Annotated in this window: 31 protein-coding genes and 1 tRNA gene; 27 read left to right on the plus strand and 5 right to left on the minus strand. The window is 55.1% G+C overall.

The genetic code is table 11. The annotated features are described in order from the left end of the window. Positions 1 to 124 precede the first annotated feature (124 nt). The 3 genes from APU11_RS27365 to APU11_RS22315 are packed head-to-tail and all read right to left on the minus strand — an operon-like array spanning position 125 to position 2,176. Positions 125 to 568: an HNH endonuclease signature motif containing protein gene (locus APU11_RS27365; protein ID WP_072200493.1), complete on the minus strand. Its 444-nt coding sequence runs from the start codon at positions 566 to 568 to the stop codon at positions 125 to 127. 10 nt (positions 569 to 578) lie between these two features. Next, positions 579 to 1,601: a tyrosine-type recombinase/integrase gene (locus tag APU11_RS22310; protein WP_058651381.1), complete on the minus strand. Its 1,023-nt coding sequence runs from the start codon at positions 1,599 to 1,601 to the stop codon at positions 579 to 581. Next, positions 1,601 to 2,176 (minus strand): phage repressor protein CI, encoded by a 576-nt coding sequence (locus tag APU11_RS22315; RefSeq protein WP_014833351.1) that lies wholly within the window; start codon positions 2,174 to 2,176, stop codon positions 1,601 to 1,603. Before APU11_RS22315 ends, APU11_RS22310 begins: the two co-directional genes overlap by 1 nt. A gap of 132 nt (positions 2,177 to 2,308) precedes the next feature. Between APU11_RS22315 and APU11_RS22320 the strand changes: the two genes are divergently transcribed. The 26 genes from APU11_RS22320 to APU11_RS27385 all read left to right on the plus strand — a co-directional run bounded on the left by APU11_RS22320 (position 2,309) and on the right by APU11_RS27385 (position 19,990). Next, the gene (locus tag APU11_RS22320) at positions 2,309 to 2,572 is read left to right on the plus strand and encodes a hypothetical protein (RefSeq protein WP_014833350.1); all 264 of its coding nucleotides are present in this window, start codon (positions 2,309 to 2,311) and stop codon (positions 2,570 to 2,572) included. A 32-nt stretch (positions 2,573 to 2,604) separates the two neighbouring features. After that, positions 2,605 to 2,943, plus strand: coding sequence for a DUF5347 domain-containing protein (locus APU11_RS22325; RefSeq protein ID WP_058651380.1), 339 nt, complete (start codon positions 2,605 to 2,607; stop codon positions 2,941 to 2,943). A 67-nt stretch (positions 2,944 to 3,010) separates the two neighbouring features. After that, complete coding sequence (locus APU11_RS22330) at positions 3,011 to 3,238, plus strand: DUF2732 family protein (protein ID WP_038420649.1); 228 nt, start codon at positions 3,011 to 3,013, stop codon at positions 3,236 to 3,238. After that, positions 3,238 to 3,459 carry a TraR/DksA family transcriptional regulator gene (locus APU11_RS22335; RefSeq protein WP_023619962.1) on the plus strand — a complete coding sequence of 74 codons (222 nt, stop codon included), beginning with the start codon at positions 3,238 to 3,240 and terminating at the stop codon, positions 3,457 to 3,459. The genes APU11_RS22330 and APU11_RS22335 overlap by 1 nt, the downstream gene beginning before the upstream one ends. A gap of 1 nt (position 3,460) precedes the next feature. Beyond that, entirely contained in the window at positions 3,461 to 5,422 is a 1,962-nt protein-coding gene (locus APU11_RS22340) for a replication endonuclease (RefSeq protein ID WP_058651379.1), read from the plus strand. 109 nt (positions 5,423 to 5,531) lie between these two features. After that, entirely contained in the window at positions 5,532 to 5,972 is a 441-nt protein-coding gene (locus APU11_RS27790) for a DinI-like family protein (protein ID WP_023619960.1), read from the plus strand. Positions 5,973 to 6,137: 165 nt separating this feature from the next. Beyond that, positions 6,138 to 6,341 carry a tail protein X gene (locus APU11_RS22350; protein WP_028027926.1) on the plus strand — a complete coding sequence of 68 codons (204 nt, stop codon included), beginning with the start codon at positions 6,138 to 6,140 and terminating at the stop codon, positions 6,339 to 6,341. Beyond that, complete coding sequence (locus APU11_RS22355; RefSeq protein ID WP_020689436.1) at positions 6,332 to 6,553, plus strand: HP1 family phage holin; 222 nt, start codon at positions 6,332 to 6,334, stop codon at positions 6,551 to 6,553. Before APU11_RS22350 ends, APU11_RS22355 begins: the two co-directional genes overlap by 10 nt. Beyond that, complete coding sequence (locus tag APU11_RS22360) at positions 6,537 to 7,046, plus strand: lysozyme (RefSeq protein ID WP_045902659.1); 510 nt, start codon at positions 6,537 to 6,539, stop codon at positions 7,044 to 7,046. Before APU11_RS22355 ends, APU11_RS22360 begins: the two co-directional genes overlap by 17 nt. Next, positions 7,043 to 7,456: an Rz-like lysis system protein LysB gene (gene lysB, locus APU11_RS22365; RefSeq protein ID WP_058651378.1), complete on the plus strand. Its 414-nt coding sequence runs from the start codon at positions 7,043 to 7,045 to the stop codon at positions 7,454 to 7,456. The genes APU11_RS22360 and lysB overlap by 4 nt, the downstream gene beginning before the upstream one ends. Further along, a complete protein-coding gene (lysC, locus tag APU11_RS29035; RefSeq protein ID WP_181870577.1) occupies positions 7,356 to 7,601 on the plus strand; it encodes an Rz1-like lysis system protein LysC in 246 nt (81 codons plus the stop codon). The genes lysB and lysC overlap by 101 nt, the downstream gene beginning before the upstream one ends. Beyond that, on the plus strand, positions 7,564 to 8,031 hold the full coding sequence (locus APU11_RS22370) for a phage tail protein (RefSeq protein ID WP_058651377.1): 468 nt from the start codon (positions 7,564 to 7,566) through the stop codon (positions 8,029 to 8,031). The genes lysC and APU11_RS22370 overlap by 38 nt, the downstream gene beginning before the upstream one ends. 115 nt (positions 8,032 to 8,146) lie before the next feature. Continuing rightward, a complete protein-coding gene (locus APU11_RS22375; RefSeq protein WP_038420637.1) occupies positions 8,147 to 8,788 on the plus strand; it encodes a phage baseplate assembly protein V in 642 nt (213 codons plus the stop codon). After that, entirely contained in the window at positions 8,785 to 9,135 is a 351-nt protein-coding gene (locus tag APU11_RS22380) for a GPW/gp25 family protein (RefSeq protein WP_020689441.1), read from the plus strand. Before APU11_RS22375 ends, APU11_RS22380 begins: the two co-directional genes overlap by 4 nt. A gap of 5 nt (positions 9,136 to 9,140) precedes the next feature. Beyond that, positions 9,141 to 10,049: a baseplate assembly protein gene (locus APU11_RS22385; protein ID WP_038420635.1), complete on the plus strand. Its 909-nt coding sequence runs from the start codon at positions 9,141 to 9,143 to the stop codon at positions 10,047 to 10,049. Continuing rightward, positions 10,042 to 10,572: a phage tail protein I gene (locus APU11_RS22390; RefSeq protein WP_058651376.1), complete on the plus strand. Its 531-nt coding sequence runs from the start codon at positions 10,042 to 10,044 to the stop codon at positions 10,570 to 10,572. Before APU11_RS22385 ends, APU11_RS22390 begins: the two co-directional genes overlap by 8 nt. A gap of 11 nt (positions 10,573 to 10,583) precedes the next feature. After that, a complete protein-coding gene (locus tag APU11_RS29040; RefSeq protein WP_058651375.1) occupies positions 10,584 to 12,878 on the plus strand; it encodes a phage tail protein in 2,295 nt (764 codons plus the stop codon). A gap of 1 nt (position 12,879) precedes the next feature. After that, entirely contained in the window at positions 12,880 to 13,302 is a 423-nt protein-coding gene (locus tag APU11_RS22400) for a tail fiber assembly protein (RefSeq protein ID WP_065180195.1), read from the plus strand. 124 nt (positions 13,303 to 13,426) lie between these two features. Next, the gene (locus APU11_RS22405) at positions 13,427 to 14,620 is read left to right on the plus strand and encodes a phage tail sheath protein (RefSeq protein ID WP_038420628.1); all 1,194 of its coding nucleotides are present in this window, start codon (positions 13,427 to 13,429) and stop codon (positions 14,618 to 14,620) included. An 11-nt stretch (positions 14,621 to 14,631) separates the two neighbouring features. Continuing rightward, positions 14,632 to 15,150, plus strand: coding sequence for a phage major tail tube protein (locus APU11_RS22410; protein ID WP_014833332.1), 519 nt, complete (start codon positions 14,632 to 14,634; stop codon positions 15,148 to 15,150). 54 nt (positions 15,151 to 15,204) lie between these two features. After that, the gene (locus APU11_RS22415) at positions 15,205 to 15,513 is read left to right on the plus strand and encodes a phage tail assembly protein (protein WP_038420626.1); all 309 of its coding nucleotides are present in this window, start codon (positions 15,205 to 15,207) and stop codon (positions 15,511 to 15,513) included. Then, positions 15,510 to 15,665: a GpE family phage tail protein gene (locus APU11_RS22420; protein WP_306173136.1), complete on the plus strand. Its 156-nt coding sequence runs from the start codon at positions 15,510 to 15,512 to the stop codon at positions 15,663 to 15,665. The genes APU11_RS22415 and APU11_RS22420 overlap by 4 nt, the downstream gene beginning before the upstream one ends. After that, positions 15,658 to 18,105, plus strand: coding sequence for a phage tail tape measure protein (locus APU11_RS22425; protein ID WP_060578724.1), 2,448 nt, complete (start codon positions 15,658 to 15,660; stop codon positions 18,103 to 18,105). Before APU11_RS22420 ends, APU11_RS22425 begins: the two co-directional genes overlap by 8 nt. Positions 18,106 to 18,116: 11 nt before the next feature. After that, positions 18,117 to 18,581, plus strand: a complete 465-nt coding sequence (locus APU11_RS22430) for a phage tail protein (protein WP_014833328.1) — start codon at positions 18,117 to 18,119, stop codon at positions 18,579 to 18,581. After that, positions 18,578 to 19,723 (plus strand): phage late control D family protein, encoded by a 1,146-nt coding sequence (locus APU11_RS22435; RefSeq protein ID WP_058651373.1) that lies wholly within the window; start codon positions 18,578 to 18,580, stop codon positions 19,721 to 19,723. Before APU11_RS22430 ends, APU11_RS22435 begins: the two co-directional genes overlap by 4 nt. 66 nt (positions 19,724 to 19,789) lie before the next feature. After that, positions 19,790 to 19,990, plus strand: a complete 201-nt coding sequence (locus tag APU11_RS27385) for an ogr/Delta-like zinc finger family protein (RefSeq protein WP_014833326.1) — start codon at positions 19,790 to 19,792, stop codon at positions 19,988 to 19,990. A 154-nt stretch (positions 19,991 to 20,144) separates the two neighbouring features. Here the strand turns inward: APU11_RS27385 and APU11_RS22440 are convergent. Further along, positions 20,145 to 20,220, minus strand: a tRNA-Ile gene (locus tag APU11_RS22440). A 125-nt stretch (positions 20,221 to 20,345) separates the two neighbouring features. Here APU11_RS22440 and mug point away from each other — a divergent pair. Continuing rightward, on the plus strand, positions 20,346 to 20,852 hold the full coding sequence (mug, locus tag APU11_RS22445) for a G/U mismatch-specific DNA glycosylase (protein WP_020689452.1): 507 nt from the start codon (positions 20,346 to 20,348) through the stop codon (positions 20,850 to 20,852). 103 nt (positions 20,853 to 20,955) lie between these two features. On the opposite strand, the gene rpoD is transcribed toward mug, so the two are convergent. Continuing rightward, complete coding sequence (gene rpoD, locus APU11_RS22450; protein WP_013098777.1) at positions 20,956 to 22,803, minus strand: RNA polymerase sigma factor RpoD; 1,848 nt, start codon at positions 22,801 to 22,803, stop codon at positions 20,956 to 20,958. Positions 22,804 to 22,827: the final 24 nt, after the last annotated feature.

Here is a 22,827-nt window from a genome sequence, read left to right on the forward strand (position 1 = left end):
CGCGATCAACAACCTGTTTGACTGCTTCAGTTTTAAACTCTTCAGGATAACGCTTACCGCTCATGGGCACCTCTCTTTAAGTCATCTTAAATGACTCTGAGGTGTCTGTTAAACGCGTGGCGATTCATTCATCAGTAATGTCGATTGAGACAGTAAGCCATCCTTCATCACTATGAATTGTAAAAAAGCTATATCCATTCACCCATACAGGACAATGTTCTCCTTTGCCATCAGTATACCAACCAGTAACTTTATTAGTGCCAAGTAATGTGAGAAGTTCCTTTGATGGTTCAACTTTAAAGCCTGAAGTAAGTTTTCTGTTTTTATTGAAAGGATTGAACTTGGCTTCACGAATGCGTTCAGGTGACAATTTTTTTGTTGTTTTCGCTGAGTGGTGGTTGGGGCATAAAAGCACTAAATTATCAGTCGCATGCTCTCTAACTTCAGCATATTCCTCAATGTGGTCATACTGAAAAAAAGGCATTCCACATATGGCGCAACCAAACCCGCATTGCTTTCTAACTTCTCTTTTGATTTCAGCTGGTATAGATGGTCTATTTTCTGACATGAGCTATTCCTTATAAATCAATCGCGTGAGTTGGGTTTGATACAGCCAATGGATTAAATTTGACAGCGTCTTCAAGATGATCCAGTGCAAAGTGCGCATATCGCATAGTCATTTTGATGTCTGTATGCCCAAGCACCCGTTGCAGGACCAGGATATTCCCGCCATTCATCATAAAGTGGCTGGCAAAAGTATGGCGCAGCACGTGGGTCAGTTGCCCGGCAGGTAACTCGATACCTGTCCGCTGCAGCGCAGAGCGGAACGCACCATAGCAATCACTGAACAAACGGCCATTTTTGTTATCAGGCAGAGCGTCATACAGGGCTTTGCTGACAGGAACGGTGCGGTTTTTTCGCCCTTTGGTATTGATATAGGTGATTTTGTACTTCGACAGCTGGCTTTTTTTGAGCCCTTCGGCTTCAGACCAGCGTGCGCCCGTGGCGAGACAAATCCTGACCACGTTTTCCAGATCCGGGTTGTCATGACGCCGACACTCGGCCAGTAACCGGGCGATTTGCTCCTGCGTCAGCCAGGCCATTTCCATCTCTTCCGTGCGGAAAGGGCGCATATTTTTCAGCGGATTTTCGCCTTTCCATTCCCCCAGACGATTCAGCTCGTTGAATACCGCCCGGAAGTAGGCCAGCTCAAGGTTAAGCGTGCGGGGGGAAACTTCTTTTACCCGGGCAGAACGGGCGTATTCACCTTTCAGTCGCTTTTCCCGGTAGCGGGAAAACATCTGCGCATCGAAATCCCTCGCGAGCGGTTCGCCCATACACTCAAAGGCATGGTGCATCGCCAGCTGGCGTTTAAGACCGTCTTTCAACGTAATGCCGTGAGCGCTATACCAGGCGTCAATCAGCGCTTTTAAGGTGCGGCGGTCCTCTTTTTCTTCCTGCCACGGGTTTTGAACGGTGTACTGTTCAAAGGCCAGCGCTTCGCCTTTGGTGGCGAATTTCTTTCTGATGCGCTTACCCTTTGCCCCGTTGGGGTAGATCTCGCAAAGCCAGCCACCGGCAGGATTTTTACGGACCGCCATCAGTTAACCTCGCTGTAGACACCCACCACACGGCCAATCGTTTTTATCTCCTCGATACCGCATTCAAATGGGATCTTTCCGCCCGCGACGTGGAGTTTTTTACCCGGCAGGAGCGTCAATTCGCGGATGCTGGTGGTGCCTTCAATCTCAACCAGCCACAGCCCGTCGGTTAACGATGCGTCTTTTTCAACAAAGTGAAGTTTTCCCTCAGCCCGGACGGCGATGCCGCGGGTGAGTTGTTTACTGAAGAAATGGGAGTCGATACTCAAAGTAGTATTTTCTTCCAGTCGACCATCACTAAGAGTGAATGACGCGACAGATACAGGATCGCCCGGCGCAGGCTGACCTTCAAACTGAGAACCTTGCCCGGTCATCAGCCAGCGCAGGCTGGCGCCCGTATCCAGGGCGCACTGCACGGCGAAGTCATAAGAGATAGTGCCGCGTGCGTAGCGGTTCTGCAGCGAGCTGGCGGCAATATTGAAGTGGCGAGCAAGCTGGATTTTTTGCGTAAAACCATATACCTGACAGATTCTATCGAGCAACTCTTCATTATTCACTTGAGAATCTAAAATCAAAATATATTCCTTTGGGTGTTTACTAATACTCAATTGGGTATTAGTATCATTGCAAATTCGGGCAATCAGCGGCAGACGTTGGCAAACAGAGGCTAAAGATTGCAGTCATTATCAAAATGGGAATCATGCAACATGGCTTCTGAAATCGCAATCATCAAAGTGCCAGCCCCTGTGGTGACGCTGCAGCAATTCGCCGCGCTGGAAGGTGTTTCTGAACGTACTGCCTACCGCTGGACGACAGGCGATAACCCCCGGGTCCCCATTGAGCCGCGCACTATCCGCAAGGGCTGCAAAAAAGCAGGTGGCCCCATCCGTATCTATTACGCGCGCTGGAAAGAGGAGCAGCTACGTAAGGCGTTAGGCCATTCCCGCTTCCAGCTTGTTATCGGTGAATAATTCACGTTGCGGGAAACGAAGCGAGGGGTGATATGGCGATAGAAGCAGCTCAGGCAAGCGTTCCGCTCAGCGTCGGGGCGCGTCTGTCCGGACTTAACCACGTGGCTGAACTGCGCGCCAGATTCTGGGGCAATAGCGAGAAAGAGCTGACGCGGTTTTTTGCAGAGCTGCGTGATAAGCGCGATCCCTGTTATGAAGAGAACACCCGCGCGCTGGCCGCCATCTTCTTCCTGGCGAAATTACCCGCTACCCGTCATGCGTGCGAGATCGGTGAACTGACGACTGACGAGAAAAGGGCGCTGATTACCGCCATGAACCATTTTCGTGCAGTCGTGAGCTTATTTCCCGAACGGCTGACCATGCCGATGTAACCCCAACCAAACGTAATGGCGTAAACCCGCCGGGCATTCTATTGCCTGAATTTAAGGAGAACGAGTAATGCGAAATAGCGAAAACCGCACGTCCCCGATCGAGGGAGACAAACTGGTACGTCTGCTGGCGCAGGCGAAGACCGAGGAGCGAAGAGCACGTGCGCTCGCGGTTTCACAGCGCCTTGAGGCGCTGGCCAGCCACATTTACAAAACCGGCATGAGCGGTGAAGACGTGGCTGAACTGCTGTGTCACGAAGCGGCCCGTTACGAGCGTGAATCCCAGGAGCTGCACTGATGGCGGATTTTATCGATCTGGTGCAGGAGCGTGAACTGGCAGAACGCGAGCGCCACATTAACAGCGCGCGCCGTCGACCTGTGTCGCCATCGCGTTTGCTCTGCGAAGCGTGCGATGCCCCGATCCCCGAGGCACGCCGTATTGCCGTCCCCGGCGTGGCCATGTGCGTTACCTGCCAGGAAATGACGGAGCTGAAAAACAAACACTATCGGGGAGGGTGAATTGGCTATCTCCTGTGCTTATCCGTGGAATGCGCCACGGACGGCCATTGCCAGCCCCTATCTCACACACTCTCAACTGCAGCGTCGCGATCGTCTGTTCGCGGCGCTGCTGCAAGCCAGAAAAGCCCTCTCTTTGCAGCCTGAATGCGTCCGTTCCGAAGTGTGGCGGATGGTTGACGCCATCGAACAACAGCAGGGCGCACCGCGAGCCAATACGTTTCTGATCCGCTTCTGTAAAGGAATATTACCCCGCCTGCAGCGGGTTGCTGAGCAATATAGCCGGGTCGGCGTGCACGAGAGCGTCTCCGCGGCGGTTTTTGATGGCCACTTCGACACGCCGCTGCGGCAATACCTTGCCTCGCGGATGGTTGATATGGTCGTCCGCTTCAACCGCCTTCCGGATATGTCCCGTGCGGATATCGATCTGCTGGGGGCTGACATCGCCCGCTTTATTCGCGCCGAGCTGGCAAATATGGACGATGCCGGCATGGGTGAATATCAAACGCTGCATGCCTGGTACCAGCGCGCCGGTGTCATTACCCGTCAGTTCAACGTGCTCCCTCCCCACTGGGAGCGCGTGTCAAAAACCGTCTTCTGCAAAGAGGACGTTGCCTCGGCGGTGATCCGTATGTTTTCAGAGGCCTGGTGGCGCGGTCGTCTGCGTCGGATGGCGGCCGCCTGGCGGGAGCATCTGCAGATCGCCATCGGTCACGTCAGCAAAAAGAAATCTGCCTATGCGAGCAAACGGTGCATCGCCGAGTGGCGCGAGCAGAAGCGCCGTACGCGTGAGTTCCTGAAGGGACTGGAGCTTGAAGATGAAGAGGGTAACCGTATCAGCCTGATCGAAAAATACGATGGCTCGGTGGCCAACCCCGCAATACGTCGCTGTGAACTGATGACCCGCATTCGCGGGTTTGAAAATATCTGCCATGAGCTGGGCTATGCAGGCGAGTTCTACACCTTAACCGCCCCCGCGAAGTATCACGCGACCGTGCAGGCCGGTTACCGTAACGGCAAGTGGAACGGCGCCAGCCCGGCAGATACACAACATTATCTCAACCGACTCTGGGCGCGTATCCGGGCGAAGCTGCACCGGGAAGGGATTCGTATTTTCGGGATCCGGGTTGCTGAACCTCATCATGACGGTACGCCCCACTGGCATATGCTGGTGTTCATGCGGCCGGAGGATACCGGGCGGGTTAGACGCATCATGAATGACTATACCTGCGAAGAGGATGCCTTCGAGTTACAACGCGACAGGGCAAAAAAAGCCCGTTTTCATGCCGAAGCCATTGACCCGGAGAAGGGCAGCGCTACCGGCTATATCGCCAAATACATCGCGAAGAATATCGATGGCTATGCGCTTGATGGCGAAACTGATGATGAAAATGGCGAGCTGTTGAAAGAGACCGCTCCCGCCGTTTCCGCCTGGGCGGCCCGCTGGCACATCCGTCAGTTTCAGTTTATTGGCGGTGCGCCGGTGACGGTCTACCGGGAGTTGCGCCGTCTCGCCGACCGCGAGACGGCGCATGGCCTGAGCGTGGAGTTTGCCGCCGTGCATGACGCGGCGGACGCCGGAGACTGGGCGGGGTATGTGAACGCCCAGGGCGGGCCGTTTGTCCGTCGTGACGATCTGCAGGTACGTACGCTCTACGAATCGAAGGAAGAATATAACCAGTACGGCGAGGAAACCGTCTGTATCCGCGGGGTCTATGATGCGGCCATTGGGGCCGGGTCACCGGTTTTAACGCGCCTCAAACAGTGGAAGATTGTACCGAAGCGGGCCGTTGACCTTAAGGGCGCCACCGCGCCCTCTTGGAGTTCTGTCAATAACTGTACGGCGGGTGATTTTACTCATCTGCACCGACACCGCGAGTTGCCCCCGCCCTACCTGGATAAGGCCAGTTCAATCCTTGAACGTACCGGGCATTTAAGGCATCAGGTCGCCGGAAGTATGCGCTAATCTCCATCGATATCATGCACATACCGCAAACAGGTCTGATTTTTTGCTTCACTCTTTTTATGATTACGTGCTACTGTATGTTTATACAGTATCTCGTGGTGGAGGTTGTGTGGACAGAGAGTTGAATGAGCAAGTCATGATTGAACGAGTCGAGATGATTGCGCGACTGACGACGGAAGGAACATGTCAGGAGAGAGATCGTGAAATTGCCCTGAATCTTATTGCTGAGATAGCGAGAGGGAATTTAATCAAAAACAACGCGTTTACCGTTGTTTTCTCGGCATCGCCTGTTCCAGAACGAATCAAAAAAGAAGGCAATGTGCGGGTCAATATTACCCTGGATAAAGATCAGCACATTGGCCCTTCCGTCGTGGAGGCCTTCCAGTGCGAACTCACCCGCAGAATAAGGCCTCTGTTCCCGTCAACGCGGGTGACGGTGAAAGAAGGCTCCATGACGGGCGTCGAGCTGCTGGGCATCAACGGCGAGGCCGAGCGCGAAGCGTTAGACAACATTCTTCGGGAAGTCTGGGAAGACGAGAGCTGGCGCTAGCGTCTGCCTTTTCCCGGGCAACAACCTTCATTCAGATTTGAGCCGCGTTCTGTCGTACGCGGACAGCCTGTTGTGTCCGCGATTGTCCATCCGCCTGCGGTAGCGGAAAGGACGCTGGCTCTGGAAACTCTACAGTACCTGGAAATCCGGATGTTGGAGCGTCTGATGAAGATCTATGCAATGCAGGGGGATACGCTTGATGCCATCTGTGCCCGTTATTACGGGCGCACGGCAGGCGTAGTCGAACCCGTTCTGAAAGCCAATCCTGGCCTTGCTGAGTATGGCGTTGTCTTACCCCATGGTACGGCAGTAGACATGCCAGAGGTCGATAGCGCACCCAGAAAAGAATCCGTGAACCTATGGGACTGAGTCTGGAGAAAGTCACCACGTTTATTGCCTACTGGCTGGCCGTGGCGCTGGCCTGGTTCGGGGCGATGTCTCCCGAAAAAGTGGCGCTGTACGTGGGAAGCCTCTGCGCCATTTTTACCGCGCTGACGAATTACTGGTTTAAGCGAAAAACCTGGCGCTATCTCAAATCTCTGGGCCTCGATAAGAAGAGTATTCGTGAACTCAATCATTAAGCGTTGCAGCGTCGCCAGCGTCCTTGCCCTGGCGGTGCTCATGCCTGACTTTCGATTACTGCACACCTCGCCTGAAGGGCTGGCGTTACTTGCCGATCTTGAAGGCTGCCGTCTTTCGCCCTACCGCTGTAGCGCGGGCGTATGGACGTCAGGCATTGGCCATACGGCAGGCGTTGTACCGACGCAGGCGATCACCGAGCGTGACGCGGCGGCGAACCTGATCGCCGACGTTCTGAAGGTTGAGAAACGGCTTGCCGCATGCGCGCCGGTGGAGATGCCACCCCGGGTTTATGACGCGCTGGTCAGTTTTGCCTTTAACGTGGGAACCGGTGCCGCCTGCCGTTCGACGCTGGTGGCGTTTATTCATCACAAACAGTGGCCGCAGGCCTGCGATCAGCTGACCCGCTGGGTGTATGTCAACGGGAAGAAGAACGCCGGGCTTGAAAACCGTCGGGCCCGTGAAAAGGCCTGGTGCATGAAGGGGGCGGGATGAAATCTCTCCTGCTGATGCTGGCTGTGCTGATGGCCATTATCCTGTGGTTTCGTCATGACAATCTGAACCTGTCCCGCTCCTTTGCCAAAGCCAACCAGATCGCCGCTGAACAAAAAAACACGATTAACGCGCTGAACCATCAGCTGGCCGTATCGCAACGGATGGCCAGAGAAAATGAAAACGCGCAGGTCAGGCTCCGCGATGCGCTTGCCGTTACCGCTGAGGAGATGGCAAGGCGCGAAGCGGCTATCGGGAGATTGATGAATGAAAATGAAGCACTACGCCGCTGGTATCACGCTCAGCTGCCTGATGTTGTCCGCAGGTTGCACACCCGCGCCGCCTGCGCCTCCGCCGCACATTGTTTACAACGCTTGCCCAAAGGTGAGCGCCTGCCCGATGCCGGCAAGTGAGCCTGTCACTAACGGCGATCTGAGCGCCGATATTCGAAGGCTTGAGCATGCCCTTATCGCCTGCGCCTTGCAGGTTGAAACCATTAAAGACTGTCAGGATAATCTCGATGCACAAACTCAAGAGCCTGCGTCAGGCATTAATTGACGCTGTACCACAACTGCGCGCAAACCCGGAGCGCTTACGGATGACCGTCGGCAGCGGTAACATCGATGCGCGTCTGGCGGCCTCGCTCTCGTTCGAAAAACAATATGAGCTGAAGGCGAACGTCAGCGGTTTTTCCGGTGACAGCGAGGGGATTTTCGTCCCGGTGCTGGCCTGGCTTCGGGAAAACCAGCCGGATATTTTTACCCTCGATGAGGGACGAAAAAAGGGGTATCTCTTTCAGGTTGTCTTCAATGACGATGAAACCTCAGATATCAGCTTCAGCCTGCAGTTAACCGAGCGGATACTGGTGTCTGAGAATGAAGGGACCTTGCTTGCCACCTATTCTCCGGAGCCGCTGCTGCCGGAACCCGTCACGCGTCCGATGGAGCTATACGTCAACGGTGAACTGGTCAGCCAGTGGGAGGCCTGACGTAACCGCGCTGATGGCCAGCCCACAGCCCTGTCGGCTGGCCATACTTGTTGTTTCATCCCGCATAAAACCCCGCCTCGTTGCTGCCGATCGCCCTGAGCGGCATTCTCTTCTTATGAATACGCTAACTTCCATGCACGGCATCGCTCGCGCGATCCGCAATCTTATTCGTCTCGGTGTTGTGACCGATGTCGACCTCAAACGAGGGCTCTGCCGCGTCCAGTCCGGGGGGATGAAAACCACCTGGCTGAACTGGCTGACCTGCCGCGCAGGCCGCTCGCGCGTCTGGTGGGCACCGTCCGAGGGTGAACAGGTCTTGCTGCTGGCTATCGGCGGTGAGCTGGATACCGCCTTCGTGTTGCCAGGCATTTTTTCTGACGACCATCCGGCGCCGTCTGAGTCGCCTGACGCGCTCCACGTCTCGTTTCCTGATGGGGCGGTTATCGAGTATGAGCCCGGCAACGGTGCGCTAACGGCGACCGGCATCAAAACGGCAACCATCACCGCATCGGAATCGCTGACCGCGACCGTTCCGGTGGTACAGGTGAAAGCAGAGACCCGTATCACGCTGGATACGCCTGAAGTGGTGTGTACCAACAAGTTAATTACCGCCTCTCTGGAGGTGCAGAAGGGCGGGGTGATGGCCGGAAATATTGAACATTCCGGCGGTAAATTCACCTCTAATGGGGTGCAGGTGGACAACCATGCCCACGGCAGTGTGCAAAGCGGCGGAAGCTGGACTAAGGGGACGCAATGACGGTGCGCTACACGGGAATGAACAGTCAGACCGGGCTCAGCATTTCAGAGGCGGAACATATCAGGCAAAGCGTGCGCGACATTCTGGTTACGCCAGTTGGCTCACGTGTTATGCGCCGGGAATACGGCTCCTTGCTGGCGGCGATGATCGACAGGCCCCAGAGTCCGGCGCTGCGCCTGCAGATTATGGCCGCATGTTATTCCGCGATCCAGAAATGGGAACCGCGGATCAGCCTGACGGCGATTGCTTTCGAACGGTCGGAGAGTGACGGGACGCTGTATGTCGATATCACTGGCACGCGACCCTCTTCCGATCGCTCCTTTTCTCTCACCATTTCACTGAGTTAAACGCTATGGCTATTGTTGATCTGAGCCAGCTCGCCGCGCCTGATGTCGTGGAGGAGGTGGATTATGAAACGCTGCTGGCAGAACGAAAGGCCACCTTTGTCTCACTCTTTCCTGAGGCGGAGCAAGAGGCTATCGCACGCACGCTGACCTTAGAGTCAGAGCCGATTGTGAAGCTGCTGCAGGAAAACGCGTATCGGGAAGTTATCTGGCGCCAGCGCGTCAACGAGGCCGCGCGAGCGGTCATGCTGGCCTACGCCACTGGCAGCGATCTCGACCAAATTGGGGCAAACGCTAACCTTCAGCGTCTGGTGATTACGCCTGCCGACGACACGACCTTCCCGCCCACGCCGGCTGTGATGGAGTCTGATACTGACTTTCGTCTGCGTATCCAGCAGGCGCCGGAAGGGCTGAGCGTGGCCGGTTCGACAGGCGCTTATCAGTTCCATGGCCGCAGCGCGGATGGCCGGGTGGCGGATATTTCCGTGATCAGCCCCCAGCCCGCGAACGTCACCGTTTCCGTGCTCTCACGGGAGAATAACGGCGTGGCGTCTGAAGAGCTGCTTACCCGTGTTCGCAATGCGCTGAACGATGAGGACGTCAGGCCAGTCGCCGATCGCGTGACCGTCCAGTCGGCCAAAATTGTCGACTACACCATTGCGGCCTCGCTGTTCCTCTTCCCCGGCCCGGAAAGCGAACCGGTGCTTAACGCGGCCAGAGCCCGGCTGCAGGCTTATATCACGGCGCAGCATCGGCTGGGACGCGATATTCGCAAGTCTGCCATTTACGCTGCTCTTCACGTTGAAGGGGTGCAGCGCGTGGAGCTGACCGCCCCGGCAGCCGATATCGTGCTCGATGAAACTCAGGCCTCATGGTGCAGCCACTACAGCGTAACCGTGGGGGGGAGCGATGAGTGATACCCGTCTTTTACCGGTTGGATCGTCGCCTATTGAGGTGGCGGCCGCGCGCGCCTGCGCGGAGATAGAAAAAACGCCGGTACCGCTGCGCCATCTCTGGAGCGCGGATACCTGCCCGGCGAATTTACTGCCGTGGCTGGCGTGGGCGTTTTCGGTCGATCGCTGGGACGAGAACTGGCCGGAGGCCACCAAACGGGACGTGATCCGCGCGGCATGGTTTATCCATGCCCACAAGGGAACCATCGGCGCCGTGCGCCGCGTCGTGGAGCCGCTTGGTTATTTGATTAACGTCACCGAGTGGTGGCAAACCAACGATCCGCCCGGCACCTTCCGCCTTGATATCGGCGTATTAGACACCGGTATCACCGAGGAAATGTATTACGAGATGGAAAGGCTTATCGCTGATGCGAAGCCTGCCAGCCGCCACCTTATCGGCCTGAATATCATCCAGGACATTCCGGGTTATCTCTTTACCGGTGCCCTGAGCTATGACGGCGACATCATTACGGTTTACCCCGGATAAGTGAGAGCATAATGACAGTGAAATTTAAAACGGTTATCACCAAAGCCGGTGCAGAAAAACTGGCTGCAGCAACCGTTCCGAACGCGAAGAAAGTGAACTTCACCGCAATGGCGGTCGGCGACGGTGGCGGTGCGTTGCCCGTTCCAGATGCCAGCCAGACAAAGCTGGTGAAGGAAGTCTGGCGCCACGCGCTGAATAAAATCAGCCAGGACAAGAAGAACAAAAACTACGTTGTGGCGGAGCTGCTGATCCCGCCTGAGGTGGGCGGTTTCTGGATGCGTGAGATGGGTCTTTATGACGATACCGGGACGCTGATTGCCGTCGGGAATATGGCTGAAAGCTATAAGCCCGCGCTGGCAGAGGGGTCAGGACGCGCGCAGACGCTTCGCATGGTTATCATGGTGAGCGATATTTCCTCCGTCGAGTTGACGATAGACACCTCAACGGTGATGGCCACGCAGGATTACGTCGACGGGAAGCTGACGGAGCATGAGCAGTCCCGCCGCCATCCGGACGCCACGCTGACCGCAAAAGGGTTCACCCAGTTAAGCAGTGCCACCGACAGCGCGTCTGAGGTGCTTGCTGCAACGCCGAAAGCGGTAAAGGCGGCGTACGATCTGGCGAACGGGAAATATACCGCAGCGGATGCAACCACGGCGCGTAAGGGGATCGTTCAGCTGAGTAGCGCCACTGACAGCGTGTCTGAGGTGCTGGCGGCAACCCCGAAGGCGGTGAAGACTGTGTATGATCTGGCAAACGCCAAGTACACCGCGGTGGATGCCACTACGGCGCGTAAGGGGCTTGTCCAGCTCAGCAGTGCGATTGACAGTGTGTCGGAGGTGCTGGCAGCGACGCCGAAGGCGGTTAAATCCGCAAACGACAACGCTACTGCAGCCAATATAAATGCCAGTGAGCGAGTCAGTAAAGCCGGTGACAGTATGACCGGAACATTAAATCAGGACGCTGTAGCACAGGCCACCTACAACTTAACGGCACTTTCCAACGCCACGACAGGCAATAAAAATTATCTTCGTAAAATGCGCGGCGGAGCGACGGACACTATCTGGCATGAAACCGTTCAGGGGGGCGAATACCGTCTGGCGACAGGCAGTACCGATTCGCAGGAGGAGCTGGCGATTAGCACTAATACCGGCCTGAGAGTGAGAGGTAATTTAACCTCACAACTTGGCGGATTTTATTCAGGGAATACGAAAAAATTCTCTTTTTATTCATCAAATACCTCTGACAAGAATGCAGCTCTGCGCCTCTGGGGAAATGTAGACCGCCCATCTGTAGTCGAACTGGGGGATGACACCGGCTACCATTTTTACTCTCAGCGAAATAAAGATGGCTCGCTATTGCTTCAGGCAAACGGCGCCGGACAATTTAGCGGTTATTTACGTTCAAACGGAGAAGTACAATCCATTTCCGCAAATAGTTATCGGATTGCATATGGAAACTACGGGTGTTTCTGGCGCAACGACGGTAATAATCTTTATCTGATGCTGACGAATAAGGGCGATGCTTACGGAAACTACAATTCATTGCGTCCATTACGGGTTAGCCTGGAAACAGGGGCATTACAATCTGAGACACCATTTACTGTAGGCAACACCATTTTCGCCACTAAGGAAATTACAGCGGGTTATGCCGGTGCACTTGCATGGGCAGAACAGTACAAAACAAAAGCAGCTTTTTTTAACTCATATTCGACAACCGGAGCGAGTGAATACCATCCAGCCTTAAAACAACAGGCAAGCATTGCCGGTGTCAATTCATGGGCTTTTTCAATGGGGTCTCTTGTCGCTGATACCGCTCTTTCATGGCATTTGCACATGAAAGGCAGTGGCGGTCAGGATGTCAATTATAAATGGGATACCAGTGGTAATTTTAGCGCGCCAGGCCAGCTCATTCCCGGAAGTTTTGCTAATTTCGACTCCCGTTATTATACCAAAGGGCAAAGCGATGCGGGTTATATGGCAAAAACCGGAGCATACACAAAAGCCGAAAGCGATGCTCGTTATAATCTGAAAAACACGGCCAGTAGGGCGGCAAGCGGTTGGGAGAAAGACAATACTACAGGAATTATGAAGCAGTGGGGGATTGCAACACGTACAGCGGACTCTACACGGATAACCTTCCCAACTGCGTTTCCAACTACTTGCGTCAGCGTGCAGCTAACACTGCTTTATACCAATGGGTTCCATGATCAGAATATTTATGTTCAAAATCCTGATGCTTCAGGTTTTACCTACATTGCTGGTAGTGGTGAAGTCAAAGTGTATTTCGAAGCGAGAGGTTATTAATATGGGATATGTTTATTGTCACGCTACGGGTGCTTTTTATAATGATGCTCTGGAGGCAGACTACCGTTCCGCCGGTTCGTGGCCGGATAATTATGTAACTGTGCTGGATGACGATTATGAATCATTGATGGCAGGGCAGGCTGTTGGGAAAATGATTGTTTCTGATAATAATGGTTATCCTGTTCTGACGGAACCACCGGAACCGACACACGAAGAACAAGTAAATCAGGCATCGTCACAAAAATTATTTTTGATGAAAACGGCGAATGAAATTATTACTCCGCTCGAGGATGCAGTCGAGCTCGGAATTGCCACCGATGAAGAAGCGGCCACGCTGCTACTCTGGAAGCGTTACCGCGTATTGTTAAACAGACTGGATCTCAGCAAAGCGCCAGATATTCAATGGCCAGAACGCCCGGCCTGACCCCAAGCCCTCCTCCCGGAGGGCTTTTCGTTTGTTGTGTAATCCTTTCCCCAACCCCAATACGTCGCATCCAACGCGCGCTCCACAGAAAATACCCTCACCACTAAACCACGGAGTTAAACGGATGGGCGACTATCACCACGGCGTGGAAGTCATCGAAATCAACGATGGCACACGCACCATTTCCACCGTCTCGACGGCAATCATCGGTATGGTCTGTACGGCCAGCGATGCTGACGAACAGACATTCCCTCTTAACGAGCCAGTGCTCATTACCAATGTACAATCCGCGATTGCGAAAGCCGGGAAAACAGGCACGCTGTCCGCTTCCCTTCAGGCGATTGCCGATCAGTGCAAACCGGTTGTCGTTGTTGTTCGCGTGGCCGAAGGTGTCGATAACCCGGAAGACCCGGAAGCCGCACAGAAAGAAACCATTTCTAACATCATTGGTACCACCGACGAAAACGGCAAATACACCGGCCTGAAGGCACTTCTCACCGCCAAAACGGTGACCGGCGTTAAACCACGTATTCTCGGCGTACCGGGGCTGGATTCGCAGGAAGTGGCGACCGCGCTGGCAGCAACGTGCCAGAGCCTGCGTGCGTTTGGCTATGTCAGCGCATGGGGCTGTAAAACCATTCCTGAGGCGATCAACTATCGCAAAAACTTCAGCCAGCGTGAGCTGATGGTTATTCACCCGGATTTCCTGGCATGGGATACCACCACGAACGCCACCAAAACGGCCTGGGCGACCGCACGCGCACTTGGCCTGCGCGCCAAAATCGACCAGACCACCGGCTGGCATAAAACCCTGTCCAACGTCGGTGTTAACGGTGTTACCGGGGTGAGCGCCTCTGTCTCCTGGGACCTGCAGGAACAAGCCACCGATGCCAACCTGCTTAACCAGGCGGGCGTGACCACGCTGATTCGCAATGACGGTTTCAAATTCTGGGGCAACCGTACCTGCTCTGACGATCCGTTATTCCTGTTTGAAAACTACACCCGTACCGCGCAGGTACTGGCCGACACCATGGCGGAAGCGCACGCATGGGCGATGGATAAACCCATTACCCCAACGCTTATCCGCGACATCATTTCCGGTATCAATGCCAAATTCCGTGAGCTGAAAACCAATGGCTACATCGTTGACGGCTCCTGCTGGTATGACCCGGAATCGAATGACGTGTCGACCCTCAAAGCGGGGAAACTGTATATCGATTACGACTACACCCCTGTTCCGCCGCTGGAGAATCTGACCCTGCGCCAGCGCATCACCGATACCTATCTGGCAGACCTGTCAGATTCGGTTAACAGCTAAGGAGCTGCAGCATGGCGTTACCACGCAAACTTAAATATCTGAATATGTTCAACGATGGCCTGAGCTATATGGGCGTTGTTGAGTCTGTCACCTTACCGAAGCTCACCCGCAAGCTGGAGAAGTATCGCGGCGGCGGTATGCCGGGCTCGGTCTCTGTCGACCTCGGCCTGGACGATGATGCGCTGGCGCTGGAGTGGACCATTGGTGGTCTGCCGGACGTTGCTCTGTGGGCGCAGTATGCCTCGCCAGGCGCGGACAGCGTGCCGCTGCGTTTTACCGGATCCTTCCAGCGTGATGATACCGGTGAAATCTCTGCGGTGGAGATCGTGATGCGTGGCCGTCACAAAGAGTTTGACGGCGGCGAGAACAAGCAGGGCGAAAGCGGCACGACCAAGATGTCCACCGAGTGCGCTTACTACCAGCTCACTATCGATGGCAAAGAGGTTATCGAGATTGACATCATCAACATGGTGCTGAAAGTCGACGGCGTCGATCGTCTGGCGGAACACCGTAAGGCCATCGGCCTGTAACCCTTAACCGGCCGCAGCTGCTGGCCGGTTACTTACCCTTTTGAGAGTAACGAAATGGAAAATATCAACGAGACTGTTATCAACGAAAGCGAAAACCCAAACACCGTCACGCTTGATAGCCCCGTTCTGCGCGGCGAGCAAAAAATCGAAAAAGTGACCGTCGCAAAACCCAATGCGGGCACTCTGCGTGGCGTATCGCTGGCGTCGCTGGCGCAATCTGATGTGGATGCCCTGATTAAAGTGCTGCCGCGAATGACCTCTCCCGCGTTGACCGAACATGAGATTGCACGTCTGGATGCCTCCGACCTGCTCTCTTTTGCCGGTAAGGTGGTCGGTTTTTTGTCACCGACTTCGGCTCGCTGAAATTTCCTGAAAACCTGTCGGTCGACGATCTGATGGCGGATATCGCGGTGATTTTTCACTGGCCGCCGTCAGAGTTGTACTCCCTGAGCGTGACCGAACTCCTCATATGGCGCGAAAAGGCGCTGCAGCGAAGCGGAAACCACCATGAGTAATAATGTCAGACTTCAGGCGCTGCTGGATGCAGTCGCCAGGGCAAGCCGACCGCTCAAAGCTATCCACAATGCCAGTCTCTCTCTTGAGGGAGAGATCGGTGAATCGCAGGCGGCGCTGCGCGCGCTCGATGAGCAGGCGGCCCGCGTCGATGGATTCAGAAAAACAAGCAGTCAGCTCACCATGACGGGGCAGGCGCTTGCCCTGGCGAGACAACAGACGGCGGCGCTGGCACGTGAACTGAAAAACACGCAAAACCCCACCCGTGTGCAGAACGATGCGCTGACGGCAGCCCGCCAGTCTGCCGCCGCCCTGAAGCTTGAGTACAACACACTGCGCCAGTCCGTCCAGCGTCAGCGCGGCGAACTTGCGCAGGCGGGGATTAATACCCGGACCCTGGCAGCAGATGAACGTCGTTTAAGAAAGAGCATCGGCGAAAAAACGCAGCAGCTCAACGGACAACGAGAGGCGCTCGCCCGGGTTAATCAGCAGCAGGAGCGGCTCAATGCCGTTCAGCGTCGCTACGAATCCGGCAAACGTGTTGCCACGCGTGTGCATCAGCTTGCTGGCACAGGCGTGAGCATGGCAAAGACGGGCTTTGACCAGACGTCCCGGTTTATGGCGCCGGGTATCAGTGCTGAAAAGCAGATGTCCGCTATTCAGGCCAGTCTTGGTCTGGAGAAGGGGGATGCCAGACTTGAGGCTATTCGTCAGCAGGCGCGGGACGTCAGTGCCGGTACGGGAACCTCAACGGAGGCGGTCACCCGGGCGCAGACCGAGCTGGTTCGTTCAGGATATGACGCCGATGGTGTGCTTGCGGCCACGCTTCCTGCGGTTAATCTCAGCCTCGCGGGAAATGTCGATGCCGCAAACGCCGCCGACATCATCAGCAATGCACAGACCGCGTTCAACCTGGCCAATACCGATGCTGAGCGTGTCGCAGACGTGCTGACCCGCGGATTTACCTCCTCTCACACCAGCCTTACCGAGCTGGGTGCTGCCGTGGCCTCTGTTGCGCCAACTGCCAGCGGCGCTGGCGTGAGCCTTGAAGAGACGACCGCGCTGCTTGGCATTCTGATGGAAAAGGGGATGAAAGGGAGCACGGCTGGCGCCGGGGTCAGCGCTGTGCTGAGCCATCTGCAGATGCAGAACGGTCAGGGTTCTGCCGCGCTGAGTGAACTGAACGTACAGACCCATGATGGACAAGGCAATTTGCTGCCTGCCGAGCAGATCCTTGAAGCCCTCTCCGCATCCTTTGAAAAGAGCCAGCTCGGTACCGCGCAGCAGATGGCGTACCTGAAGACCATTTTCGGTCAGGAAAACGCGCAAGGCGCTGCGGTACTGGTCTCCGCCGCGGGTAATGGAACGCTGTCTGAGAAACGTAAGCAGCTCCAGGGGGCAAAGGGCAGTACCGCGCGGGTAGCTGCCGTTCAGTCCGATAACCTTGCCGGTGATATAGGCAAGCTTCAGGCGGTGTGGAACGGCCTGAAGATGGATGTATTTGATAAGGCGGATGGCGCCCTGCGTACCCTGACCACCACCGCGACCGGGTGGATCAGTACGCTCTCTCTGTGGGTGAATGCCAACCCCGCACTGACGCAAGGCCTGGTCGGGGTTATCGTCGGCGCGCAGGCGTTTGCCGGCATAGTGGGCGGGTTGGGCATGGTCGTTGCGCCGATGGTGACCGGCCTGAACCTGGTCATTACCGCCGCCGGGATGTTAGGCACCGCCTTCAGCGTGGTCGGCGGCAGCATCATGGCGATCCTGGGTGCCCTCAGCTGGCCCATCATTGCCATTGGTGCGGCGATTGCGGCGGGTGCATTACTGATTTTTAAATACTGGGAACCAGTCAGCGCCTTCTTTACCGGGGTGATGGAAGGGCTTTCTGTGGCTTTTGCTCCACTGGGCGAGCTGTTTTCTCCACTTCTGCAGGCGTTTGGTTTCATCTCAGAGAAGCTGGGCGGGATCTGGCAGTGGTTCACCGACCTGATTACGCCAATCAAAACGACTCAGGAAACGCTCGACAGTTGCAAAAACGCGGGGGTGATGTTCGGTCAGATGCTCGGGGAGGCGTTGATGGCACCGCTTAATCTGTTCAACACTCTGAGCAGCAAGGCGACCTGGCTACTGGATAAACTCGGTCTTATCAAAACAAAGTCGGACAACATCGAGCCCGCTGCGGCTAACGCAGAGGCGGCTTCCTCTGCGCCGGGCAGTGCGTATATTCCGCCGACATCGACCTATGGTGGCTATCTGAAGTATCAGCCAGCGCTCGCCACTGGCGGACGCTCTTACGTCGATCAGAGCAGGAGCGAATATCACTTCACGCTGCAGGGAGATATGACATCCGGAGCGGACCTCAGCCGCCAAATTCAGGATGCCCTGGACAACAGAGACAGACAGAAAGCGGCGGACCAGCGATCCCACTTTATGTATGAGTAAGGAGAGAGAAAATGTTAATGGTGCTGGGGCTGTTTGTCTTTGAGCGACGAACCTTGCCGTATCAGTCAATGCAGTTTTCAAAGGATTACCGCTGGGCCTCTAACGATCGCATCGGGAAGCCCAAAGCCTGGCAGTATCTGGGTGAGGGCGATACATCCCATACGCTCTCCGGAACGCTTTATCCTGAAATTACCGGAGGGCGATTGTCCCTGAAAGCCATCGAACTGATGGCGAATGAGGGGCGTGCCTGGCCGCTGATCGACGGGACGGGCATTATTCATGGCATGTTTGTGATTGATAAGGTGACGCACACCCATACGGATTTTTACAGCGATGGTACGGCGCGGAAAATTGATTTTACGCTTTCTCTGAAGCGGGTTGACGAATCGCTGATGGCGATGTTTGGCGACCTGAGAACACAGGCTGAAGAGCTGGTGACCAGCGCGCGTACCGAAATTGGAGGGCTGCTGGGATGATCACGGAAATGAATATCCGGGCAGGGGAGAAAATCGCCCCCGATTTTATGCTCAAGCTTAATGGCCGTGATATTACGCAAAATTTTAGCCATCGCCTTATCCGCTTGACCATGACTGACAACCGAGGCCTGGAAGCCGATCAGGTGGACATTGAGCTGGATGATTCCGACGATCTGTTAGACCTGCCGGCTCGCGGCGCGTTTATAACACTATGGCTGGGCTGGCAGGGTACCCCTCTGGAGCCGAAGGGGAATTTCACGGTCGATGATATTGAATTTCGGGGGGCGCCGGACCGGTTAACCATTCGGGGGCGCAGCGCCGATTTTCGTGGCAAGCTCAACGTTCGCCGCGAGCAGTCATGGCATGACACCACCCTCGGCGCAATTGTTGATACCATCGCGCAGCGCAACCAGCTTAGCGCCAGCGTGGCGGCGGAATTTTCATCCATAGCCATTGCGCATATCGACCAAACTCAGGAGTCCGATGCTGCGTTTCTCTCCCGCCTGGCTGAACGCAATGGCGCGTTTGTCGCCGTTAAGGAAGGGAAGGTGCTTTTCATGAAAGCGGGCGGCGCCGTGACGGCCAGCGGCAAACCGGTTGCGTTGAAGGTGATTGAACGCGCCGATGGTGATAAACACAGCTTTTCCATCGCCGATCGCGAAGCATATTCCGGCGTGACGGCCAAATGGCTGCAAACGAGCGATCCTAAACAACAACACCCAAAGGTCAGCATCAATCGTCTGCCACCGGCGGCAGCGACAGGCGCGTTACCTCATCCGGATGCCGCAGCCGTATCCGGCAGCACGGAGCAAACGCCGCAGGAGACGTTGGTTGGCGCCGCCGATAACGTCTTTGAGCTGACCACTATTTTTGCCTCCGAAGCGCAGGCACTCAGAGCGGCTGAAGCCAAATGGCGTGCTTTACAGCGCGGGGTAGTGAAATTTTCTATCCAGCTGGCGCTGGGAAAAGCTGACCTTTTTCCCGAAACACCCCTTCAGGTGAAAGGCTTCAAGCGGGCGATTGACGAGCAAGCGTGGATCGTCAGCCGGGTCGTTCACACCCTTGACGGAAGAGGCTTTACGACGGAGGTGAATCTTGAACCTGACATTGCCGACGAAAAATTTTCCATCGAAAGCGAGTAGTACGCTTTTAATTTTACGCTTTTGGGGTATTATTAATTCACAAAAAGTGAATTAAACGGAGGCGGTATGTTTCATTGTCCTAAATGCAAGCACTCGGCACATGCGCGAACCAGTCGCTATTTGAGTGAAAATACCAAAGAGCGTTATCACCAGTGCACCAACGTTGATTGCAGCTGTACGTTTGTCACCATGGAGTCGGTAGAGCGCCTGATTGCAGCCCCTGGCATGCCGGAACGTGCCCGGGCGCCCTCGGTGAACCGCAGTTAACGATAGCCGCATCAGTCAAAAAAACCGCCTCGTGCGGTTTTTTTTATCTCTGTAAGAACTCAGCGATACCGCCATTTCATCGCCACTGAAAATTAAGCCAACAAAAAAGCCACTCATGTGAGTGGCTTAATCATATGATTGTAAAGCTAAAATTTGGTGGCCCCTGCTGGACTTGAACCAGCGACCAAGCGATTATGAGTCGCCTGCTCTAACCACTGAGCTAAGGGGCCGTGGCGGTGGATTATAATGTAACTCCCCGCAGCAATCCAGCCATTCACACCCGCCTGCTGTTTTTATAAACAACGCATAATCAATCCTTTATACTTCCATGATGATGTATCAATCGGGAGTAAATATGATCAACGATATTCTGGCCCCGGGATTACGGGTGGTGTTCTGTGGGATCAACCCCGGTAAATCCTCGGCGCATACCGGTTTTCACTTTGCTCATCCGGGGAACCGCTTCTGGAAAGTGATCTACCAGGCCGGGTTTACCGACCGGTTACTCAAGCCTGAAGAGGAGCAGCATCTGCTGGATACGCGCTGCGGGATCACCATGCTGGTGGAGCGACCAACCGTGCAGGCGAGCGAAGTCAACCTGCATGAGCTGCGCACTGGCGGGCGGGAACTGATTAAGAAGATCGAAGACTACCAGCCTGCCGCGCTGGCGATTCTGGGGAAACAGGCCTATGAGCAGGCGTTCAGCCAGCGCGGGGTGAAATGGGGGAAACAGGCCATCACCATCGGCGTGACGCAGGTATGGGTGCTGCCAAACCCGAGCGGACTTAACAGGGCAACGCTGGATAAACTGGTGGAAGCTTACAGGGAGCTCGACGAGGCGCTGGTGGTGCGGGGGCTTTAGGGGGCTCTGCGGCCTGATTCCCTCACCCTGGCCCTCTCCCACAGGGAGAGGGAATAAACAAAAAAAAAGCTCCCGATTGGGAGCTTTTTGCTGTTTACCTGGATTAATCGTCCAGGAAGCTACGCAGCACTTCAGAGCGGCTCGGATGGCGCAGTTTACGCAGCGCCTTCGCTTCGATCTGACGGATACGTTCGCGGGTAACGTCAAACTGTTTACCCACTTCTTCCAGCGTGTGGTCGGTGTTCATATCGATACCGAAACGCATACGCAGTACTTTCGCTTCACGGGCGGTCAGGCCAGCCAGAACGTCGTGCGTGGCTGCACGCAGGCTCTCGGTGGTGGCAGAGTCCAGCGGCAGCTCGAGGGTGGTATCCTCGATGAAATCACCCAGATGCGAATCTTCATCATCACCGATTGGTGTTTCCATGGAGATTGGCTCTTTGGCGATCTTCAGCACTTTACGGATCTTGTCTTCCGGCATCAGCATGCGTTCAGCCAGCTCTTCCGGCGTCGGCTCGCGACCCATCTCCTGCAGCATCTGGCGGGAAATACGGTTGAGCTTGTTGATGGTCTCAATCATATGCACCGGAATACGGATGGTGCGCGCCTGATCCGCGATAGAGCGGGTAATTGCCTGACGGATCCACCAGGTCGCATAGGTGGAGAACTTGTAACCACGACGGTATTCAAACTTATCTACCGCTTTCATCAGACCGATGTTGCCTTCCTGAATCAGATCCAGGAACTGCAGACCGCGGTTGGTGTATTTCTTGGCGATAGAGATAACCAGACGTAAGTTTGCTTCAACCATCTCTTTCTTCGCACGACGGGCTTTCGCTTCACCGATGGACATACGACGGTTGATGTCTTTCACCTGCTCGATGGTCAGGCCGGTCTCTTCTTCAATTTGCTGCAGCTTCTGCAGACCGCGATGCACGTCTTCTTTCACGTCGTGCAGTTTTTCAGACCACGGTTTGTTCATCGCGATAGCCGCGTTGAACCAGGTTTCGCTGGTTTCGTTGCCGGTGAAGAGGGTGATGAAGTTCTTCTTCGGCATTTTGCACTGCTCAACGCACAGCTTCATGATGATGCGTTCCTGGGTACGTACGCGATCCATCATCACGCGCATGCTGTTCACCAGGTAGTCGAACTGTTTTGGCACCAGGCGGAACTGTTTGAAGACTTCAGACAGTTTCAGGATCTCTTCCTGGGCAGCAGCGTGACTGCGACCTTTGGCTTTGATGGTGTCACGCGTCACTTCGTACTGAGTACGCAGCTCGGCGAACTTCTCACGCGCCAGTTCCGGGTCGATGCTGTTGTCATCATCGGCGCTGTCGTCGTCGCTCTCTTCTTCATCTTCGTCTTCGTCGTCATCCATCTCTTCCTGAGACAGTTCAGAACCGACGTGAGTGGCGGTTGGGGCCATATCTTCTTCAGCGTTCGGGTCGACAAAACCGGTGATCAGATCGGACAGACGCGCTTCTTCCGCTTCAACACGATCGTACTGCTCCAGCAGATAGGTGATCGCTTCCGGGTACTCAGCAACAGAGCACTGAACCTGGTTGATCCCGTCTTCGATGCGTTTTGCGATGTCAATTTCGCCTTCGCGGGTCAACAGTTCAACGGTACCCATTTCGCGCATGTACATGCGGACCGGGTCAGTGGTACGCCCGATTTCAGATTCCACGCTGGACAGTACCTGTGCAGCAGCTTCTTCCGCATCTTCGTCAGTGTTGTTGGAGGTTTCAGCCAGCAACAGATCATCGGCATCCGGTGCTTCTTCCATCACCTGAATGCCCATGTCATTGATCATTTGGATGATGTCTTCGATTTGATCTGAATCGACGATATCTTCCGGCAGATGGTCATTGACCTCGGCATAGGTCAGATAGCCTTGCTCCTTACCACGTTGGACAAGAAGTTTCAGCTGTGACTGCGGGTTTTGCTCCATAAGACGGTATCCACACTTAATTCG

This window comes from Enterobacter sp. 50793107, assembly GCF_001463365.1.
In the GTDB taxonomy this organism is placed as follows: domain Bacteria; phylum Pseudomonadota; class Gammaproteobacteria; order Enterobacterales; family Enterobacteriaceae; genus Enterobacter; species Enterobacter cloacae.

What these genes read in the sequence shown, in the direction of transcription:
- APU11_RS22425 (WP_060578724.1), top strand. Translation starts at nt 15,658, where the DNA reads ATGAGTAATAATGTCAGACTTCAGGCGCTGCTGGATGCAGTCGCCAGG.
- APU11_RS22350 (WP_028027926.1), top strand. Translation starts at nt 6,138, where the DNA reads ATGAAGATCTATGCAATGCAGGGGGATACGCTTGATGCCATCTGTGCC.
- APU11_RS22435 (WP_058651373.1), top strand. Translation starts at nt 18,578, where the DNA reads ATGATCACGGAAATGAATATCCGGGCAGGGGAGAAAATCGCCCCCGAT.
- APU11_RS22380 (WP_020689441.1), top strand. Translation starts at nt 8,785, where the DNA reads ATGACGGTGCGCTACACGGGAATGAACAGTCAGACCGGGCTCAGCATT.
- lysB (WP_058651378.1), top strand. Translation starts at nt 7,043, where the DNA reads ATGAAATCTCTCCTGCTGATGCTGGCTGTGCTGATGGCCATTATCCTG.
- APU11_RS22330 (WP_038420649.1), top strand. Translation starts at nt 3,011, where the DNA reads ATGCGAAATAGCGAAAACCGCACGTCCCCGATCGAGGGAGACAAACTG.
- APU11_RS22375 (WP_038420637.1), top strand. Translation starts at nt 8,147, where the DNA reads ATGAATACGCTAACTTCCATGCACGGCATCGCTCGCGCGATCCGCAAT.
- APU11_RS29040 (WP_058651375.1), top strand. Translation starts at nt 10,584, where the DNA reads ATGACAGTGAAATTTAAAACGGTTATCACCAAAGCCGGTGCAGAAAAA.
- APU11_RS22355 (WP_020689436.1), top strand. Translation starts at nt 6,332, where the DNA reads ATGGGACTGAGTCTGGAGAAAGTCACCACGTTTATTGCCTACTGGCTG.
- APU11_RS22325 (WP_058651380.1), top strand. Translation starts at nt 2,605, where the DNA reads ATGGCGATAGAAGCAGCTCAGGCAAGCGTTCCGCTCAGCGTCGGGGCG.
- APU11_RS27365 (WP_072200493.1), bottom strand. Translation starts at nt 568, where the DNA reads ATGTCAGAAAATAGACCATCTATACCAGCTGAAATCAAAAGAGAAGTT.
- APU11_RS22405 (WP_038420628.1), top strand. Translation starts at nt 13,427, where the DNA reads ATGGGCGACTATCACCACGGCGTGGAAGTCATCGAAATCAACGATGGC.
- mug (WP_020689452.1), top strand. Translation starts at nt 20,346, where the DNA reads ATGATCAACGATATTCTGGCCCCGGGATTACGGGTGGTGTTCTGTGGG.
- APU11_RS22415 (WP_038420626.1), top strand. Translation starts at nt 15,205, where the DNA reads ATGGAAAATATCAACGAGACTGTTATCAACGAAAGCGAAAACCCAAAC.
- APU11_RS22370 (WP_058651377.1), top strand. Translation starts at nt 7,564, where the DNA reads ATGCACAAACTCAAGAGCCTGCGTCAGGCATTAATTGACGCTGTACCA.
- APU11_RS22410 (WP_014833332.1), top strand. Translation starts at nt 14,632, where the DNA reads ATGGCGTTACCACGCAAACTTAAATATCTGAATATGTTCAACGATGGC.
- APU11_RS22310 (WP_058651381.1), bottom strand. Translation starts at nt 1,601, where the DNA reads ATGGCGGTCCGTAAAAATCCTGCCGGTGGCTGGCTTTGCGAGATCTAC.
- APU11_RS22385 (WP_038420635.1), top strand. Translation starts at nt 9,141, where the DNA reads ATGGCTATTGTTGATCTGAGCCAGCTCGCCGCGCCTGATGTCGTGGAG.
- APU11_RS22430 (WP_014833328.1), top strand. Translation starts at nt 18,117, where the DNA reads ATGTTAATGGTGCTGGGGCTGTTTGTCTTTGAGCGACGAACCTTGCCG.
- APU11_RS22390 (WP_058651376.1), top strand. Translation starts at nt 10,042, where the DNA reads ATGAGTGATACCCGTCTTTTACCGGTTGGATCGTCGCCTATTGAGGTG.
- APU11_RS22400 (WP_065180195.1), top strand. Translation starts at nt 12,880, where the DNA reads ATGGGATATGTTTATTGTCACGCTACGGGTGCTTTTTATAATGATGCT.
- lysC (WP_181870577.1), top strand. Translation starts at nt 7,356, where the DNA reads ATGTTGTCCGCAGGTTGCACACCCGCGCCGCCTGCGCCTCCGCCGCAC.
- APU11_RS27385 (WP_014833326.1), top strand. Translation starts at nt 19,790, where the DNA reads ATGTTTCATTGTCCTAAATGCAAGCACTCGGCACATGCGCGAACCAGT.
- APU11_RS22335 (WP_023619962.1), top strand. Translation starts at nt 3,238, where the DNA reads ATGGCGGATTTTATCGATCTGGTGCAGGAGCGTGAACTGGCAGAACGC.
- APU11_RS22320 (WP_014833350.1), top strand. Translation starts at nt 2,309, where the DNA reads ATGGCTTCTGAAATCGCAATCATCAAAGTGCCAGCCCCTGTGGTGACG.
- rpoD (WP_013098777.1), bottom strand. Translation starts at nt 22,803, where the DNA reads ATGGAGCAAAACCCGCAGTCACAGCTGAAACTTCTTGTCCAACGTGGT.